Raw genomic sequence first — 17,280 nt, 5'->3', positions numbered from 1 at the left:
AACATCAGTTTCATCGGCGCGTCGCGCCCCTTATGCCTGTACGGAGCCCCGCCGGACGCCCCTCATATGCTTCAGGCGCCCAGACGACGGCGCGCATCCGCGCGGAAGGCGCAGAACAGCAGACACCAGGAGACGACCACGATGGCCAGCATCGTGGCGAAGGTCCAGGTGCCGCCGACCGCGGTCGCATGGGCGAAGGCCGCACTGCGCTCGCTGCCCGAACCGGCCTGCGCGATGGCGAAGATGGTGGAGAAGAGCGTGGTGCCGGCGGCGCCGCCGAACTGCAGGGCCGTGTTGAACACGGCATTGCCGTCCGGCGTGAACTCGCGGTGGATGCCGTTGATGGCGTCCGTCATGATGTTCGAGAAGCCCAGGGCGTAGCCCACGCCGAAGATGAAGTAGAAGACGGCCAGGGTCACGGGCGCCAGGTGCATGGAGAAGACCAGCATGAGCAGGATGCCGAGGATGCAGCAGGCGAAGGCGCCCAGGATCGGCTTCGGTGCGCCGTGGCGGTCGTAGAGCATGCCGCCGACCGGCGCGAAGAAGGCCCCGATGAGGGCGCCCGGCAGCACGAGCATGCCGGCGACGAGCGCCGTGGTGCCCATGGACAGCTGCGCCAAGTTGGTGATCACGTAGCCGAAGCCGATGCCGACCATCGGCAGGAGGGTGTACGGCACGAGGTGGAGCAGCACCACCGGGTCCCGAAGCCAGCCGAGGCGGATGAGCGGCGAGAAGGAGCGCCGCGAGGACCACGCGAAGAACACGAGCGAGGCCACGCCGACGGCCAGGCTGACGATGCCGATGGTGAGGGAGGCCGTCATCGGCTGGCCGGCGGCGGCGTCGCCGATGGCCACGCCCAGTTGGTTGAGCGCGAGGATGAGGCCGGACAGGCCGAGCACGATGGCCAGGAACTGCAGCGGGTTGAGCTGGACGCCCTCGGTGGGGCGCACCTGGCGGATGGACTTGAGGCCGACAGGCAGCGAGACGAGCAGGATGATGGGCACGACGATCATGAAGATGGAACGCCACGGCAGGGCGCTGGCCACGGCGCCGCCGACGGTGGGGCCGATGGCCGGCGCCACGGTGATGACCAGCGAACCGACGCCCATGAGGCGGCCGACCTTGGGGCGCGGCGACTGTTCGAGGATGATGTTGATCATGAGCGGCGTGGCGATGCCCGAGCCGACGCCCTGGATGACGCGGGCCAGCAGGATGACGGGGAAGGCGGTGCCGACGATCATGATGAGCGAGCCGAGCACCGCGAGCGTCACGGCCGCCACGAAGACCGACTTCATGGTGAACCGGCGCTTGAGGTAGGAGGAGAGGGGCATGGTCACGCCCACGGCCAGCAGGTAGATCGTGGTGATCCATTGCACGGTGGCGGTGTCGACGTTGAATTCGACCATGAGCGCCGGGAACAGCACCGTCATGACGGTTTCCGTGAGGATGCCGATGAAGGCGAGCGAGCCGACGGCCACGATCGATCCGATCAGGTAGCCGGGGATCCTGTCGTCGTTCGGTGCAGGCGGCACGGCCTGCGATGCCACGGACGTGGCGGTGGATTGCCTTGGATGCGTTCCCACGGTGTGCATGCTCCTTCCGGTCCCATGGCGGCATGGAACCTCGTTCGTACGGGTGTGTGCATGACCGCGGAACAGGGCGTCACGACGGGGACGTGGGCGGCTCGCTTCGGTGCAGGATCTGTCTGATCGCGTCGAGCCGCGGCCCGAGTTCGCGCTCGTACCCGCGGTCGTTGGGACGGTAGTATTCTCGTCCGACAAGTTCGTCCGGCAGATACTGCTGCGGCGCGACCGCCCCGGGGGCGTCGTGCGCGTACTGGTAGCCGGCATGGTTGCCCCAGCTCTTCATGAGCGCGGTGGGCGCGTTGCGAAGATGGAGGGGAACCTGTCCGATGGTACCACTGTCCACGTCGGCCAATGCTTCATTGATAGCGATATAGGACGCGTTCGACTTCGGCGCGGTGGCCACGGCGAGCGCCGCCTCGGACAGGATGATGCGCGCCTCGGGCATGCCGACCAGGGCGACCGCCTGCGCTGCGGCGACGGTGACCTGCAGGACCTGGGGCGCCGCCATGCCGACTTCCTCGGCGGCGGCGATCATGATGCGCCGTGCGATGAAGCGCGGATCCTCCCCTGCCCGCAGCATGCGCGCCAGGTAGTGCACGGTGGCGTCGGGGTCCGAGCCGCGCATGGACTTGATGAAGGCGGAGATGACGTCGTAGTGGTCGTCGCCGTCCTTGTCGTAGCGCACGGTGGCGGCGTCCATGACCTGTGCGACGGTCTCCTGGTCGATCTCGGGTGGTTGCCCGTCCTTGCCCTTGCCTTCGAGGGCACCGGCGGCGGCCTCGAGGATGGTCAGGGACTTGCGTGCGTCACCGCCTGCCATGCGCACGATGTCGTCGACGGCCGCCGGCTGGATGCCGACGGTGTCGCCCAGACCGCGCGGGTCGTGCACGGCGCGGGTGACGACCTCGCGCAGCTGGTCGGGTTCGAGGGAGTCGAGCTTGACGACGACGGAGCGGCTCAGCAGCGGCTTGATGACGGAGAAGCTCGGGTTCTCCGTGGTGGCGGCGATGAAGGTGACGTCGCGGTTCTCCACGCTGGGCAGCAGCGCGTCCTGCTGCGACTTGGAGAAGCGGTGCACCTCGTCGATGAACAGCACGGTCTCGCGGCCTTGGCTGACGAGGCGTTCGTGGGCGCGGGCGAGCACGTCGCGCACGTCCTTGACGCCGCTGGTGACGGCGGAGAGTTCCTCGAACTCGCGGCCCGACTGGCGGGCGACGATGTAGGCGAGGGTGGTCTTGCCGACTCCGGGAGGCCCGAAGAGGATGATGGAGCTGGGTGCGCTCCGCCGACCCTTGGACTGCGGATCGGCCAAGCGGCGCAGGGGCGAGCCGGGCACCATGGCGTGGTCCTGGCCGATGACCTCGTCGAGGGTGACGGGCCGCATGCGCACCGCCAAGGGGCGTACCACCTCGTCCGCGTCGGTGGCGGAGAACAGATCGTCTTGCATGGATTCCACTGTAGTCGGCCGTCCACGCTTTCGCCCGGGTGAGCCGCTGGCGCTACACTGGGGGACCATGAGCGAGGATATGCGGTATGGATCGCTGGGCAGGCTGGCGCCGGCCTGGGGCGACCATATGGAGACTTTGGACGAGGACGAGATCTACGAACGCTTCTTCGAATGGGTGGCGGACACCAGGGGCATCGAGCCCTGGCCGCACCAGGAGGAGGCGATCATGGACCTGCTGGACGGCGACCACGTGATCCTCAACACGCCCACCGGCTCGGGCAAGTCGCTGGTGGCGCTGGGCATGCATTTCGCGGCGCTGTGCACGAGGCGGCGCTCCTACTACACGGCGCCCATCAAGGCGCTGGTGTCGGAGAAGTTCTTCGACCTGGTGGAGGTCTTCGGCCGCGACAACGTGGGCATGATCACCGGCGACTCGCACATCAACCCGGAGGCACCCATCATCTGCTGCACCGCGGAGATCCTGGCCAACCAGGCCCTGCGCGAGGGCACGCATGCGGACATCGGCTGCGTGGCCATGGACGAGTTCCACTACTACGGCGACCCGGAGCGCGGCTGGGCGTGGCAGGTGCCGCTGCTCACGCTCCCCCAGACCCAGTTCCTGCTCATGAGCGCCACCTTGGGCGACGTCACGTCCATCGCGAACCGGCTGGAGGACATGACCGACGCGAAGGTGGACGTGATCGCGGACGCACCGCGCCCCGTACCCCTGACCTACGAGTACACGCTGGACCCGCTGGAGCGCACCGTGGAACTGGCCTTCTCCAAGGGAGAGACACCCATCTACGTGGTGCATTTCTCCCAGGATGCCGCACTGGATACCGCACAGGCGCTGGCGAGCACCGGCGTCTCCACCAAGGAGCAGCGCCAGGCGATCGCGGAGGCGATCAAGGGCACGAAGTTCACCACGGCCTTCGGCAAGATCCTGCAGCGTCTGCTGCGCAACGGCATCGGCATCCACCATGCGGGCATGCTGCCACGCTACCGCCGTCTGGTGGAGCAGCTGGCCCAGCAGGGCCTCCTGCCGGTGATCTGCGGCACGGACACGCTGGGCGTGGGCATCAACGTGCCGATCCATTCGGTGGTGCTCACCCAGCTGACCAAGTTCGACGGCTCGCGCATGCGCCGCCTGCGCGCCCGCGAGTTCCACCAGATCGCGGGCCGCGCGGGCCGCATGGGTTTCGACACGGAGGGCCTGGTAATTGCCGAGGCGCCGGAGTACGAGATCGAGAACGCGCGGGCGGTGGCCAAGGCCGGCGACGACCCGAAGAAGCTCAGGAAGATCAAGCGCAAGAAGCCGCCGGAGGGCTTCGTCACCTGGAACGAGCAGACCTTCGACAAGCTCATCGACGCGCAGCCGGAGACGCTGGTGCCGCACATGGACGTGACGCATTCCATGGTGCTCAACGAAGTGGCGCAGGGCGGCGACGCACGGGCGCGCATCGACCGACTGATCGATGACTCCGCGCAGACGCCCGAGCAGAAGGACGCGCTGCACACGCGCGCCGACGAGATCTTCCGCACGCTCTTCGACACCGACGTGATCGAGACGGAGGAGAACCCGCGCGGCGGCTTGGACTACTACACGACGCTGGACGTGCCGGAGAACTTCGCGCTCGACCAGCCGCTCTCCCCCTTCCTGCTGGCCGCGCTCGAACTGCTCGACCCCGAATCCGGCACCTACGCCCTGGACGTGATCTCCATGGTGGAGGCCACGCTCGAGGACCCCAAGCAGGTGCTGCGCGCCCAGGAACGCCAGGCGCGCGACGCCGCCATGGCGGACATGAAGGCCGACGGCGTGGAGTACGAGGAGCGCATGGAGCGGCTCCAGGAGATCACCTACCCCAAGCCCCTGGAGGACCTGCTGGACGAAGCCTTCGCCAAGTACCGCCACGACGTGCCGTGGGCGAACGACTACTGGCTGCACCCCAAGAGCGTGGTGCGCGACATGGTGGAGACCGCCTCCGACTTCACCGGCTACATCAGCCGCTACAACATCGCCCGTTCCGAGGGCACGCTGCTGCGGTACCTGTCCGACGCGTACCGCGTGCTGGCGCGCACGGTGCCCGTGGAGAAGCGCGACGACCAGCTGGACGACATCATCTCCTGGCTGCGCGTGGTGGTGCGTTCCATCGACTCGAGCCTCGTGGACGAGTGGGAGCATGCCGGCGAGGCCTCCCCCGAGGGCGCCGCCTCACTGGCCGCACCATCCGCCGGACCCGCCCCGGTGGTGGAGGACCGCCGCGGCCTGACCGTGCTGGTGCGCAACGCCCTGTTCCGCCGCGTGCAGCTCATGGACCTCGATGACCCGAAGACGCTGGGCGAGCTGGACGCCGACTGGCACTACGGCGTGCATGAATGGGAGGATACACTCGACGACTTCTACGAGGCGCACGAGTACGTGAACACGGACATGAAGGCCCGTTCCGGCGAGTACGTGATCATCGATGACTCCCACGAGCGCGACGCGCACACGTGGATCGTGCGCCAGGTGCTCGACGACTCCGACGGCGACCACGACTGGGCCATCACCGGCGTGGTCGACCTCGACGCCACGCAGGAGCAAGGCGAGGTGGTCTTCACCGAGTACCGCGTGGGCCCCACTGTGTGAAGCCCGTTAGATTTTGTTCAGAAAAACGAACAATTTCTAACGGGCAAGCCGCTCAAGCGCCTCCTCCCTGTCCACGTCCAACGGCGGCCAGGTCAGGCTGAAGTTCTTCATCGTGGTGCGCAGCAGCTCGGACACCACGATGCGTGAATACCACCGTTGGTCCGCCGGCACCAGGTACCACGGCGCCCACGAGTTCGAGGTACGCTCGAAGACCTCCTGCCAGGCGGCCATGTAATCGTCCCAGCGGTCGCGGGCGTCCAGGTCGCTCGGGTCGAACTTCCAGTAGCGGGTCGGGTCGTCGAGCCGTTTGAGGAAATGCCGCTTCTGCTCCTCCTTGCTCGAGACGAGGAAGATCTTGAGGATCGCGCAGCCGTCGGCGGCGAGCTTGCGTTCGAATTCGTTGACCTTGCCGAAACGCTCCTCAACCACCTCGCGCGGATAGGTGCCCTGGATCTGCGGCACCACCAGGTCCTCGTAGTGGGAGCGGTCGAAGATGGAGATCCAGCCGTCCGCCGGCAGTTCCTTCTTCACTCGCCACAGGAAGCCGTGCCGCAGCTCCTTGGGGGTCGGCTTGCCGAAGCCGTGGTAATGGATGCCCATCGGGTCGACCTGGCTGAACACATGGCGCACGATGCCGCCCTTGCCGGAGGCATCCATACCCTGCAGCACGATGAGCACCCGATGACGGTCGCCGTGCACCCCGTTGGCATACATGATCCGCTGGTAACGGGCGATCTCCGAGGAACTCAGGCGGATGAACTCCTCCCCCGCCGCCTCGTCGCCCTCGAAGCCGGGGGTGCCGCCCGGGTCGACGGCAACCAGCTCGTCGCCGTGGTGGAACATGAGCTGCTGCTGCGGCGGCAGCGACCACACCGCGCTGAGCAGTTCGCTCGACTTGGCGGCCAGTGCCAGCCGTTCCTTCACCGCTCCCCCGCGGTCCGCCGATTGTGCTTGGTCCGCCGCCTTGCGCATGGTCTTGCGGATCTGCTTGCCGTACTTGTCCTTTGCCATACGGAACATCCTACTGCCTACGGGGAGGCCCCGTGTACACACCATGTGGCGCATGCACGGGGCCTTCGTTGCCGTTCGGGACTACTTGGCGCTCTGGCCGCCCTTGTCCTTGTGGGGCAGGTGCGGGTGGTGATGGTGTTCCGTACCAGGACCGTACTGGTTCGCACGGGGCGCATGGTGCACGATCTGGCTGTCGGGCTGCGTCTCGTCGTAGCCCTGCGCGTAGCGGGTGCGGCGCCAGTTGTGGATGGAGGCGTTCGTGCCGCGGTGGTGCACATGGTAGGTGCGCTGGGTGCCGCCGAGCGGACGCTCCTCGCGGGCGACCGCGATCTGGTTCACGTTGGACGGATCCATGATGGCGATCGGCGCGACGGCCTCGTTCTCCACGGGTGCCATGGTGCGCTTCTGCATGTGTGCGGGCAGCCATTCCGCCAGGCGCGACAGCAGCCAGCAGACGATGAAGTAGATCACCGCGGCCACGACCAGGGTCTGCAGGATGTCGAAGTACATCGAGCCGAGTCGACGCGATTCCTGCAGCAGGTCGGTGTACATGATGATCGAGCCGAGCGCGGTGTCCTTGAGCACCACGACCAGCTGCGTGACCGCGGCCGGCAGCATGGCGTAGATGGCCTGCGGCACTTCCACGTTCATGAGCGACTGGGTGCGCGTCAGGCCGAGCGCCACGGCCGCCTCATGCTGGCCGTTGGGCAGGTTGCCGACGCCCGAACGCACCAGCTCCGCCACGACAGAGCCGTTGTACAGAATCAACGACAGCACGACCGACCAGTAGGAGGGGCTGGGCAGGTTGATGAAGGCGAAGGCGCGCCAGAAGAAGATCATCATGATCAGCACCGGCACGGCGCGGCAGAACTCGATGACCACGCCGCAGATGCCGCGGACGATGACGTTCGGGATGAGGCGTCCGATGCCGAAGACCAGGCCGAAGACGACGGAGCCGATCACCGCGAGCAGGGTCGCGCGCAGCGTTGCATACAGGCCGGGCAGGTAGAAGTCGCTCCAGGCCTCGCCGTCCAGCGCCGGCTTCCACAGTTCCCAGGACAGCTGGTTCTCGCCGTCCGGCGGGTTGTGCAGACGCATGATGATGAGCACCAGGATGATCGCGAAGACGATGCCGGCGACCCAGTTGATGATGCGGATGCGCTTTTGGGCCTTGGGGCCGGGCGCGTCGAAGAGCAACGAGCTTTCATTGGATGCTGCCATGGGTCACCTCCTGACCGCGAGCTTGTTGGACAGGAACGTGGTGAGGATGCCGATCGGGATGATCAGGATCACGTAGCCGAAGGCGAAGATCAGGAAGATCTGGATGATCACGTCCGGGCGGAACTCGATCATCTCGCTCATCAGCGACGACGTTTCCGTGGCGACGGACGCCGCGGCGGCGACCGTGGTGTTCTTGAGCAACGCGATGAGCGTGTTGCCCAGCGGCGCCACGGAGCCGCGGATGGCCTGCGGCATGATGATCAGCGTGGCCGACTGCATGAAGTTCAGGCCCAGCGCGCGCGCCGCCTCGGCCTGTCCGAGCGGCACCGTGTTGATGCCCGAGCGCAATGCCTCGCACACGAAGGCCGCGGTGTACAGGCTCAGGCCCACCACGGCGAGCCAGAAGAAGTTCGTGTCGAAGTTGTCGGAGAACTTGAGCTTGAGCTGGGCGAAGGCGCCGAGCACCATGAAGACCATGATGATGGTCAGCGGCATGTTCTTGAACAGCTCCACGTACCAGGAGGCCACGTGGCGCAGCGAGGAGATCGGCGAGATGCGCATGAGCACCAGGATGATGCCCAGGATCGCCGAGAAGATCAGCGACCAGAAGGTCAGTTCGAGGTTGACCAGGAAGGCCGCGGGGACGTTGTAGGTCTGGAAGAGGGAGAGGAAATCAGACATCGTTCTTGCACCCCTCGTCCGGGACCGGCGGGTTGTACTTCGGGTCCGGCTTGTAGCCGGTGCCCTTGGTGGCGCTCTCGATGGCGCGTTCCCATTCGCCGGTCTTCTCCATGTCCAGGATGGCGGCGTTGATCTTGCAGGCCAGGTCGTTCTCGCCCTTCTTGATGCCCACGCCGTAGTATTCCTGGGTGAACGGGGCGCCCACCACCTTGAGCTTGCCACGCGAGGCGGAGGCCAGGCCGGCGAGGATGATGTCGTCGGTGGTGACGGCGTCCACGATGCCGCTCAGCAGTGCGGTGGCGCATTCGGCGTAGCCGGGCTGCTCCATGAGCTGCACCTCGTTGGCGAACTTCTCCTTGACCACCTTCGCGGAGGTCGAGCCGGTCACGGAGCACAGGCGCTTGCCGTTGAGGTCCTCGGGGCCCGTGATGCCCGTCTCGTCGGCGCGTACCAGGAGGTCCTGGCCGGCCACGAAGTACGGGCCGGCGAAGTCGACTGCCTTCTTGCGTTCGTCGGTGATCGAATACGTGGCCAGGATCATGTCCACGTCGCCGTTCTGCAGCATGGCCTCACGCTGCTTGCTCGGCGCCTCCTTGAACTCGATCTGGCTGTCCGTGTATCCCAGCTTGTTCGCGATGTACCGTGCGACGTCCACGTCGAAGCCCTCGTAGGTGCCGGACTTCTTGAAGCCCAGGCCGGGCTGGTCGAACTTGATGCCGACCTTGATCTTGGGTTCGTTGCTGCCGTCGGTGCCGCATGCGCCGACACCGACCACGCAGGCCGCGGCGCACGCCATGGCGGCGACGGTGCGCAATGCGTGACGGACCTTTCCCTTGATGGCCATCGTCACACTCCTTCCTTCTCGAATCGTTCCATGTCCCTTTCCCTTGCCTCCGGCACTCAGTGCGTGAGGATCTTGGACAGGAAGTCCTTGGCGCGTTCGGTCTGCGGATGCTCGAAGAACTCGTCCGGCGTACCGCGTTCCAGGATCTGACCGTCCGCCATGAAGATGATCTTGTCGGCGGCCTTGCGTGCGAAGCCCATCTCGTGGGTGACGCACAGCATGGTCATGCCGTCTGCGGCGAGGGAGACCATGACGTCGAGCACCTCGTTGACCATTTCCGGGTCGAGTGCCGAGGTCGGCTCGTCGAAGAGCATGACCTTGGGGTGCATGGCGAGGGCGCGGGCGATGGCGACGCGCTGCTGCTGGCCGCCGGAGAGCTGCGAGGGCATCTTGTTGGCCTGCGAGTCGACGCCGACGCGGGCCAAGAGGTCCATGGCCTCGCGTTCGGCCTGCGTCTTGTCCATGTGGCGCACCTTGATGGGTGCCAGCGTGACGTTGTCGAGGATCGTCTTGTTGGCGAAGAGGTTGAAGGACTGGAAGACCATGCCGACCTCCGCACGCAGGCGCGCCAGACCCTTGCCCTCTTCGGGCAGCGGTTGGCCGTCGATGCGGATCACGCCGGAGTCGATGGTCTCCAGGCGGTTGATGGTGCGGCACATGGTGGACTTGCCCGAGCCGGACGGCCCGACGATCACCAGCACCTCGCCCTTCTTGACCTTGAGGTTGATGTCGCGCAGCACATGCAGGTTGCCGAAATGCTTCTCGACGTGCTCGAGCTCGACGAGATAGCGGTCGTCGCCGTCCTGGGCGCGCGTTTGCGTAGTGTTGTCAGTCATAAAGGCTCACTATATGGCCACTATGTAAACAGATGCCAATTCGGGGCGAAATTTTTCCGCTCAGCACATAGAGGCACCACGCCATGCGTCAGGACATGGTATGGAGCCCAAAAACGCGGCGTATTTTCACTCCATAATGCGATGCGACGCGAGGAACTGCACTGCCCCGCCCAGTGCCAGGCCGCGATCGGCACCGGTGAATGGATGCCCCAGGTGCGTGTAGAGGCTGGTGGCGCAGTTGAGCATGGCGGCGGCGTAGTTAGTGGGCACATGCTTGCCGACTATCTGGTCGTCCTCCCCCATGACCAGCAGCGCCGGCCCCTTGAACAGGGCGGTCGTCTCGTAGACGGGCAGCATCTGCGCGATGCGCACCACCTTGCCGTCCACATGGTGCTCGCCGTCCTTGAGCGTGATCTCGGCAGGCACATGGTTCGGGTCGAAGGGCACGCCCAGCAGCTGGCCGCGCAAGGCGTCGTCCTTGAGGGAGGCCGCCGGGGCGAGCATCACGAGCGTATCCACGACGTCCGCGTACAGGCCGGCCACCATGCCGGCGACCAGGCCTCCCTGGGAATGGCCCAGCAGGGAGATGCGCACGTCCTCCCCGTAGGTCTTGCGCACCCACTCGAGCACGGCGATGGCGTCCTCGATCTGGTTGAACACGTCCGACTGCGCGAAGGAGCCCTGGCTCTTGCCGCGACCGTTGAAGTCGAAACGCACCACCATGAAGCCCTCGTCCACCAGGGAACGGGTGAGCTGTGCAAGCAGGTCGGTGTCCTCGTAGCCGAGGTCGCGCATGAAGCCGTGCATGGCGATGACGACTGGAGCACCCATGACGCCTTCCGGATGGTCCACGCGCCCGTGGAGCGTCAGTCCGTCCCGTTCGATCTCGATGTCCTCGCTGATGTGTGCTGCCATGGGTCCGCTGCCTTTCCTGCCGGTGGTTCTGTGGTTATGGTAGGGCGGGTGTGGGGCAGATGGTAGTGGATATGCTCATGGCACAGGGATTAGGTGGCGTGGGGTACGTGAGCATAGACGAACATTGCTGCGAAGTGCATCAAGCAGGCAATGCCAACCGCCGTAAAGGCACATTTTTGTCCTGCTGGTGCTTCCACGGGAAACGTCAGCGTTGGCACCTACGACCGTGTTGGCTCCGATAACGCCGCTTATGTCAGGCTCTCTGCCGGGTGATTATCCCTTTCGAGGGTGCTAGCCGATGCTGGAATGTGGTTTTACTCTTGAATTTCTAGCCCGGTGTTGCCTTCTTCTGATTTTGAATGGTGGAGTCCGAAGGGGTCGGAACTGTTTACTGTGACGGGAATGGTGTATCGTGCTGAATCATGGTGTGCACTGGCACGCAGTTCGTTCATGTGCTTTTCCATGACTCGTGTCGCGTCGGCGAGTACGGAAAATGCGCGAGCGGTGTCGATTTCTTTCATTCTTTTTGCGATGATTTCGATTCCTGGCAGCTTTGCGTCGCTGGTCATTTCGTCCATGATCCTGATCAGTGCTTCGTTGGCTTGATAACGTGCCTCTGTCGCGTGTCGCTTTGCTCGGAAAAATCTCATACCGTCTCTTTCGGAATCGGTAGTGTCGTATGCGCTGGTGTAGGTATTGAGCAGTTGCTCGAGCGCTTTGGTGAGTTCATTTCTGAATGCAGATGTTGCCAGGAATCGGGAGACTGTCACGGAACGTGTCCGAGCATTGTACTCATCTGAGAGGTAACGCGGTATAGTTCGTATGCGTTTCCCCAACGGCAGGGATGGATTATCGAATCCTTCAAGTTCTTCGATTGCGCAACTGTTGATGCCTTCGTTGAGATTGACGCATGGGTCGTCCTCGCGTTGGGTGGCCAAGCGTAGACTTCGAACGGCTTGGGGCAGTAGACCGGTGTAATCGCAGACTTCCTCTTCTTTCATGTTGTTGGCGTCGATTTCGCCGGTGAGGTAGGCGACGCTGGTCTCCAGTACTTCGGCGATTTCGAGCATGGTCTGGTATTTAGGGAAATCCCTTCCCGTGTCGGATAGGTGACACCAGTGGCTGATCATGGCCTGGGTGACGGGCCGTTCGGGATGTCGGGCCGTGAGAGCTTCCGCCAGTGTCCGTTGCGTGTAATCCCTGTTCTTGTAGCACTGCATGAGACGTTCGTCCCAGATCCGTTTGCATTCATTGATATCGACCATGATATCAATTATGCCAAATCTACTAAAAATAACATTGCGACATGCATTTGATGGCATATGCGTTGGCGGGTAGCATCATTGCCACCACTTACGGGACACACGCTCCAAGTATCCAAATGGACGGAAAGGACAAATGCCATGGACGTCACGATCGATAGAATCGCCCGTGTGGCGGCCGTAGGTGCCACCGGCCTGGCCGGTGTGGGATTGCTGGCAAGGATGGTTGATTGGGCGCGTCGTATCCAGCATGGTGTCACCGTCATCGAGGAACCTGTACCACCAGCGCCTACGCCTTTGACGGTTCATGTCGCGCCGCGACACAGCGCGTTGTTCCCCTCACAGGAACGGGCCGGATGGGCGGCGCTGACAGTGTCTCTGGTGGACCAGTGTTCTTTGGTGGATGATCATTACCGGTGTGCTTACGAATTGTTGCTGGCGTCCGACTACGCGCGGAAAACTGAAGGCGAGCAGCGTTCGATAGCCGAGGGCGCAGCCCTGCAGGTGCGTAAGGGAGTGGAGACCGGGGTGGACTGCGTGCTTGACCTGGCAGGAGTGTGCCACCAGGGAATGGATTTGTGCAATCGGTTACGAGAATGCGTGGACTACCTGCCATGTGGCATGTTTTCCCAACTGCACGAGGCACGCAAGGTGTGCAATATCTGCATACACGGCCATCCGGATCCCGGTTTGGTGTACGAGGAACTGCTCGATGCCTTGGACATCTTGAGGGATCTCAGTGCCTATCTGCAGCGCTGTCTACGAGATTCGCCGCTGTCGGCTTCGTGAAACAATACCCCCTTTGTCTGCCTTACGGATGCTGATTGTAAGGAAGGAGAACATGATGGAACGGATGCAATGGATCGCCCAGAGCACCGATGCAAAGACGAAGGTCCGCCTCTACCAGTCCGATAGTGCCGATGTGTTACTGCGGGAATGGCTTGCCGGCCCCGTAGGCTCCGTGCTGGCCAATGCGGTCGGCACCCTCGGCACGAACGGGTCGCAGTCTTCCGGTCCCCTGTTGGTGGCGACGATGAGTCCTTACGGGCAGTACATGCATGACATCGGGCAGTGGCGGTTGCGCCCGGACAAGCAGGGCATGGTCTTACCGTCCTTGGTGGATAGTCAGGGGCGCATCCGCGAACAGGTCCGACTAGAGGAATACCAGAAGGTCCCCCAGTTGACACCAGTCCTGCAGAACCTGATGTTGCAAGCCACTTTGGGGTTGATTCTTGAAGAAGTTAAGGACACTAGGCAGGAGGCAGAGCGGTTGGCTGACGAACTGGTCGAGGACCGGCTCGCGGCCGCGGATGCCGTGTGGAGCCAACTTGCCTCAATCGAAGTGATGGACGAGGGCGAGGATAAACGCCAATGTCTCAACCAAGCATGGAAAGACTCCATCAATGCGCGTCATACTCTACAGCGTTACTTGACAAGGTGCCGTCGGAATCTTCTAGACAGGGGTAACAAGGAGCATGCGCGCATGGCCGTGGATATGACCCGTTGTCTTCAAGCCATTGCCTGTTGCGCGCAGGTTGAGATGGCCACCAACGCGATGCGCGACCAACTGGGACCGCAATACGTCTGCTTGAGCGAATTGGCCCGGTTTGTCACCGACAACCAGCTCGACCAGCGAGACACGTTCCTGCTGATCAACAGCGCTACCCCATGCCGCCAGCGCGTTGCGGGCTTGTGTGATGACCTGTATGCGATGTGCCGGCGTATCGTCGCCCTTGACACCGCCGCCAGCGAACAAGACATCAGCAGCGAACACGGTACGGAGACAGGTCTGCCAGTGTCCTGGGAGTGGGCCGAACGCGCCTTGGAACCTATTGACGCCCAGGATGGAGAGACGCAGAACAAGCATTGCTGGCATTGCAGGTGCGAACTGCCCTCCTGGCAGACCGGTGCGTTATCCGTCTGCGAGGACGCGCAGCGCACTGGCCGTACGATCCTGGACTTTGGGTTAGGCGTCTTGGGGTTTGGCACGGCCTTGATGCTCGGGAAACATCTCCAAGCGGATGACGATGAAGACAACGAGGACAGGGACGTCGAGGAGTGATTCCTCGCACCGTCCGGAAAGGACTTTGACATGAACGACAATCCGTTGTCCTTCTCAATCGCGAGTCTTGACGTGGATGCTGACGCATGGAGTCCTAACTCCATTCAGGCTAGACAGATTAATCACACTTTGGCAGCGTGGGCTGATGCGGTCGAACGGTACGGCACGAGTGAAAGCATGGACGAGATCCATGCGCTGCTGCGTGGCCGTATCCTGCAGTACGCCGACACTGGACCCAAAACAACCACGGACGGCGTGAGCAGCACAATCAACAAGGTGTTCTCCCAGCGTGCCATGCACGCAGCCGATACCGTAGCATGCCTGATGCTATTGGAGGGACCCATCGGGCTACGTCTCAGTGACGTGTACGCCATTACTACCGCAGTGCACCATATGCTTTCCCCGAGGACAACACTCGCATGGGCACTGGAGGCTAACCCCACAGACGACTACCTGCGTGCCCGCCTCATCATCGCACGCGCCCCCACCCCGGAACCCACCACGGCAAACCCGGCAGGCGCTGCACACCCTTGTGGCAGCAAGCGTGACCATCTTGCTTGATGCCGCTTATGTTGGATATGGATGGGGCATTCAGAACGCCCCATCCACTAGTCATTTTCTCGTAGGAGGCCCGCGGCATCACCATCCGCATCAGTCCCCTGAGCACCAGGATGATTACCGGATCGAAGAAGGAGATCCGCACACTCGTCGATATCATCAACGCCCACCGTTGACTGCTCCACGCCCGAATATTGGATTCTCTATCCCAACGGCAAAGCACACTGCCATAAACTGGCAATCGGCAGGGCAACGTTGACGTTGTGTACATACCACAGGAATCGGGGAAGGGATTTCATCATGACTCACCAAGCACATACGCTCCGCATCGTCGTTTCCGCACTGTCGGCAACCTTGCTGGCAACGACTGCCGCCTGCGGCACGTCACAAGGCAATACCGCCGCACCGTCCGTTTCCGAGACCGCGATGCAGATCACCATGTCGGCCGACGACATGCGCACTGCCCTGCACGATGAGACCAACGGCGCCAACCCGCTGGAACTGCTTGAGCCGACCCCGGCAGTGCACACCGTGCACAATCAGTCCGATGCCGAATACGAACCCGGCACCTACCGGCTCATGGTGCAATGCAACTGACTGCCAGGACCATCACCGACTTCGCCCGGCCCACCGGTCGATGTGCCGCTGCGAGCGCAGCACCACGACCTTGTCCGGGTACTGCTTTCGGATGGCGCGCATCATGCTGCACCGCTTGCGTGAGCGTCCCCCGATGAGCAGCCAACGCACGAATTCTCCGTCGAACTTTTCCTCGCACCCCTCCGTCATGTCCGGCCTGGCAACGCCACGGTACTGCCGGTAGCGTTTCCAGGCGCGTGCCAGGCACACGAGGCGCGGCAGGTCGAGGATGACGATCGTATCCGCCAGCTCCAGGCGCTCCGCGAACAGGAAGCGCGTGTACATGCCTTCGATGACCCATGCGTCGTGTTCGTGCAGGAACGCTTCCAGGATGCGTCGCATGTCCTCGTCGTCGCGTTCGCGCCAGCCGGGCAGCCAGTGGAGCCGGTCCAAATGCAGTACCGGCACTCCTTGCCGCTCCCCCAACGTGCGTGCCAGCGTGGATTTGCCGGCGCCGCCGTATCCGAGGATTGCAACACGCATGGTGTTTTCCTCCGTCCACGTTGATTGACCAGCATCGTACTTCAATCTTCGGATGGTACGGCATGCCCGAACCGGTCCAAGTCATCTATGTTTTTCAGTCCGCCAACCAGCGGATCATATCAGGATTCCCGCCATCAGCCAAACGGCTTCCACGTCACCGCAGTGCCGGGAACCTGTCCTCTGATGTCCAGGCCGTTGGCGACATGGCACAGTTGCACTTCAGGATCGTCATAGTCGAAGCCGTATTCCTTGACCGCTTCCGCCCAGGCATCGTCGACGCTTCTGGAGGCAACGAACTCGCTGTACGCGGCATCGACACGTTTCTGATCTTCTTGGTAGGTCTTGGCGGTGTACGACACCGGTACGAGGTTCTTGCGGCGCAGGCAATCGGCAACCCCTACCTCCGGCACTTGATAGAGCGATGGATTGCCGATGGCCGCACGGTACAGTTCGTCGACGACGAGGTTCTCGCTGGACTTGCACGCAATGACGTCGTCCGTCACCTTGTCCCGCACGCCTTCGCCTCGGTCGCCTACGTCGGTCATCCAGCTCGGCCCGTGCACACCGCCTTGGTACATGGTGGTTGTCATCGGCGCGTAGCCTTTGTCCGCCAGGCATTGCTGGAAATTCGACCATGCGAGCTCGTAGTCGGCCTTGGTGACCACACCGTCATTGGCGAGCGCACGTTCGAGGATGTCCCGTTGCCGTTCGGACATGTCAGTGTCGGTGCGGAGCATGTCCTCGATACGCGCCGACAAGGACGTGGCGATCCGCGCTCCTTCTGTCTGGACGGTCGTGGAATCGTCAGTATCCTGTGCCTGTGTATCGCCGCCACTGCTGCCGCATGCCGCCATGCCCGCCAGCAGGCACCCTGCGGTGAGTGCTGCCACCAGTTTTCTTGTTCCCGACGTCATTGTCCGTGCCCTCCCAAAGCAGTTGCCGCCATCGTCGGCGGCACTCCAATTCTGTGCACAAAGTACGGGAAAGCGCAAGTGGCATACACAGATCGTGCAGGACCTTACATCGGACCGAGGGACTTGTCGTTGAGAGATATCAGAATCGGGCATATGGCCAGGTATCCGCTTTCGCAAAAGGGCGGAATTCCGCCC

At 63.2% G+C, this 17,280-nt stretch carries 16 protein-coding genes; 5 read left to right on the top strand and 11 right to left on the bottom strand.

The genetic code is table 11. The features are described 5' to 3' along the window. Positions 1-71: 71 nt before the first annotated feature. Together BCUN_RS11130 and BCUN_RS11125 are read right to left on the bottom strand one after the other, a co-directional pair. Positions 72-1,592 carry an MFS transporter gene (locus BCUN_RS11130; protein ID WP_081895689.1) on the bottom strand — a complete coding sequence of 507 codons (1,521 nt, stop codon included), beginning with the start codon at positions 1,590-1,592 and terminating at the stop codon, positions 72-74. 70 nt (positions 1,593-1,662) lie between these two features. Then, positions 1,663-3,033: a replication-associated recombination protein A gene (locus BCUN_RS11125; protein ID WP_033517706.1), complete on the bottom strand. Its 1,371-nt coding sequence runs from the start codon at positions 3,031-3,033 to the stop codon at positions 1,663-1,665. 67 nt (positions 3,034-3,100) lie between these two features. Here BCUN_RS11125 and BCUN_RS11120 point away from each other — a divergent pair, with 67 nt between their 5' ends. Then, positions 3,101-5,662, top strand: a complete 2,562-nt coding sequence (locus BCUN_RS11120; RefSeq protein ID WP_033517704.1) for a DEAD/DEAH box helicase — start codon at positions 3,101-3,103, stop codon at positions 5,660-5,662. 36 nt (positions 5,663-5,698) lie between these two features. On the opposite strand, the gene BCUN_RS11115 is transcribed toward BCUN_RS11120, so the two are convergent. From BCUN_RS11115 to BCUN_RS11085, 7 genes are all read right to left on the bottom strand, one after another. Further along, positions 5,699-6,682 carry a PPK2 family polyphosphate kinase gene (locus tag BCUN_RS11115; RefSeq protein ID WP_420796506.1) on the bottom strand — a complete coding sequence of 328 codons (984 nt, stop codon included), beginning with the start codon at positions 6,680-6,682 and terminating at the stop codon, positions 5,699-5,701. Positions 6,683-6,754: 72 nt separating this feature from the next. Next, positions 6,755-7,894, bottom strand: a complete 1,140-nt coding sequence (locus BCUN_RS11110) for an amino acid ABC transporter permease (RefSeq protein ID WP_081895688.1) — start codon at positions 7,892-7,894, stop codon at positions 6,755-6,757. A 3-nt stretch (positions 7,895-7,897) separates the two neighbouring features. Continuing rightward, entirely contained in the window at positions 7,898-8,575 is a 678-nt protein-coding gene (locus tag BCUN_RS11105; RefSeq protein ID WP_033517700.1) for an amino acid ABC transporter permease, read from the bottom strand. Continuing rightward, positions 8,568-9,419: a glutamate ABC transporter substrate-binding protein gene (locus tag BCUN_RS11100; RefSeq protein ID WP_081895687.1), complete on the bottom strand. Its 852-nt coding sequence runs from the start codon at positions 9,417-9,419 to the stop codon at positions 8,568-8,570. Before BCUN_RS11100 ends, BCUN_RS11105 begins: the two co-directional genes overlap by 8 nt. A 56-nt stretch (positions 9,420-9,475) precedes the next feature. Continuing rightward, positions 9,476-10,255, bottom strand: a complete 780-nt coding sequence (locus tag BCUN_RS11095) for an amino acid ABC transporter ATP-binding protein (protein ID WP_034258746.1) — start codon at positions 10,253-10,255, stop codon at positions 9,476-9,478. Positions 10,256-10,381: 126 nt separating this feature from the next. Further along, a complete protein-coding gene (locus BCUN_RS11090) occupies positions 10,382-11,170 on the bottom strand; it encodes an alpha/beta hydrolase family protein (protein WP_033517733.1) in 789 nt (262 codons plus the stop codon). Between the two features lie 314 nt (positions 11,171-11,484). Next, positions 11,485-12,435 carry a helix-turn-helix domain-containing protein gene (locus BCUN_RS11085; RefSeq protein ID WP_152598190.1) on the bottom strand — a complete coding sequence of 317 codons (951 nt, stop codon included), beginning with the start codon at positions 12,433-12,435 and terminating at the stop codon, positions 11,485-11,487. Positions 12,436-12,573: 138 nt separating this feature from the next. On the opposite strand from BCUN_RS11085, the gene BCUN_RS11080 reads away from it, so the two are divergent. The 4 genes from BCUN_RS11080 to BCUN_RS11065 all read left to right on the top strand — a co-directional run bounded on the left by BCUN_RS11080 (position 12,574) and on the right by BCUN_RS11065 (position 15,649). Next, positions 12,574-13,221 carry a hypothetical protein gene (locus BCUN_RS11080; RefSeq protein WP_033517729.1) on the top strand — a complete coding sequence of 216 codons (648 nt, stop codon included), beginning with the start codon at positions 12,574-12,576 and terminating at the stop codon, positions 13,219-13,221. A 52-nt stretch (positions 13,222-13,273) separates the two neighbouring features. Then, positions 13,274-14,494, top strand: a complete 1,221-nt coding sequence (locus BCUN_RS11075; protein WP_033517727.1) for a hypothetical protein — start codon at positions 13,274-13,276, stop codon at positions 14,492-14,494. 30 nt (positions 14,495-14,524) lie between these two features. After that, entirely contained in the window at positions 14,525-15,055 is a 531-nt protein-coding gene (locus BCUN_RS11070) for a hypothetical protein (protein WP_033517725.1), read from the top strand. Between the two features lie 297 nt (positions 15,056-15,352). After that, positions 15,353-15,649 (top strand): hypothetical protein, encoded by a 297-nt coding sequence (locus BCUN_RS11065; RefSeq protein WP_033517723.1) that lies wholly within the window; start codon positions 15,353-15,355, stop codon positions 15,647-15,649. A gap of 12 nt (positions 15,650-15,661) precedes the next feature. Here the strand turns inward: BCUN_RS11065 and BCUN_RS11060 are convergent, their stop codons facing one another. Next, positions 15,662-16,171, bottom strand: coding sequence for an AAA family ATPase (locus BCUN_RS11060; protein WP_033517721.1), 510 nt, complete (start codon positions 16,169-16,171; stop codon positions 15,662-15,664). Positions 16,172-16,305: 134 nt separating this feature from the next. Next, complete coding sequence (locus BCUN_RS11055) at positions 16,306-17,061, bottom strand: hypothetical protein (RefSeq protein ID WP_152598189.1); 756 nt, start codon at positions 17,059-17,061, stop codon at positions 16,306-16,308. Positions 17,062-17,280: the final 219 nt, after the last annotated feature.

Source organism: Bifidobacterium cuniculi, assembly GCF_000741575.1.
Lineage (GTDB): Bacteria > Actinomycetota > Actinomycetes > Actinomycetales > Bifidobacteriaceae > Bifidobacterium > Bifidobacterium cuniculi.
Note: the sequence above shows the minus strand (reverse complement) of the source record. Positions and strands in the feature narration are given on the sequence as shown.